2 protein-coding genes are annotated in these 1,211 nt (G+C 64.2%); both read left to right on the top strand.

The annotated features are described in order from the left end of the window. Positions 1-832: polysaccharide biosynthesis protein (locus GY769_04485; GenBank protein ID MCP4201173.1), on the top strand; the 832-nt coding region annotated here is incomplete at its 5' end. A 2-nt stretch (positions 833-834) separates the two neighbouring features. Continuing rightward, a partial coding sequence (locus GY769_04480; GenBank protein ID MCP4201172.1) for an NAD-dependent epimerase/dehydratase family protein occupies positions 835-1,211 on the top strand: 377 nt, incomplete at its 3' end.

Genomic DNA, 1,211 nt, shown 5'->3' with positions numbered 1-1,211 from the left:
GCGCAGCGAGAAGGACCCGTACACGCTGATGCGAATGCTGGCGGTCAACATCCTCAACACCGAGGACACCTTGCGCTACGCCGCCGAGATGGGCGCCGATCGCTACTTCGCGGTCTCGTCGGACAAAGCCGCTAACCCAGCAAATGCGATGGGTGCGACCAAGCGGGCCATGGAACTGTGTCTCGCTCGCGGCAGCCGCGACATACCGGTTTCCTCGGCCCGATTCGCCAACGTGGCGTTCTCCGACGGCAGTCTCCTGCACGGATTCACGCGGCGGATGGAGAAGCGCCAGCCCCTCGCGGCTCCCGAGGACGTCCGCCGCTACTTCATAACCGACTCCGAGGCGGCCGTCCTCTGTCTCCTGTCCTGTCTCCAGGGCGCCAATCGGGAGGTCTATTTTCCCAACGTGACAGAGAACTTCGACGCCGTGGACTTTCGCACCATCGCCGAGCGGTTCTTGGAAGATCGCGGCTACCGGGCGCATCCGTGCGCCTCCGAACAAGAGGCCCGGGCGAGCGTGGAGGAACTGGCGGCGCGAGGCCGTTGGCCCTGCTACTTCTTCTCGAGCGACACCACCGGGGAGAAAGAGGTCGAGGAGTTCACCATGGCCGCCGAGGAGGTCGACCTCGACCGATACGAGGAGATCGGCGTCGTGAAATGGCCCGAGCTCACCGATACCGATGCCGACGCTGTCGGCCACCTTCTTGCCGAGGTCCGGGCTCGGCGCGACTCCGGAAGCTGGTCCCGCCAGGAGCTTCTCGACCAGCTCTGCACGCTGCTGCCCGAGTTTCAACACCAGGAAACCGGCAAGTTCCTGGATGAGAGGATGTGAGAGTGGCAAAAGCAACCGTAACCGGCGGAGCCGGCTTCATCGGCTCGAACCTGGTCCGCGAGCTGGTCGCCGAAGGGCGCCAGGTGACAGTCATCGACGATCTCTCGAGCGGCTATCGCCAAAACCTGGAGAGCCTGCCCGAGATCGAGCTCATCGAGGCCTCGATCCTCGAGCCGGAGGCCGTTGAGCGCTCCGTTGTCGGTGCCGACATGGTCTTTCACATGGCCGCTTCGGTCGGCAACAAGCGCTCGAGCGACCACCCGATCCTGGACTCGCAGATCAATGCCATCGGAACACTCCAGGTGCTCGAGGCGGCGCGCAAAGCCGGGGCGCGCAAGGTCGTCTACACGTCTTCAGCAGGAATCTTCGGCGAGCTCAT

The sequence above is a fragment of the bacterium genome (assembly GCA_024224155.1).
Lineage (GTDB): Bacteria > Acidobacteriota > Thermoanaerobaculia > Multivoradales > JAHEKO01 > CALZIK01.
Note: the sequence above shows the minus strand (reverse complement) of the source record. Positions and strands in the feature narration are given on the sequence as shown.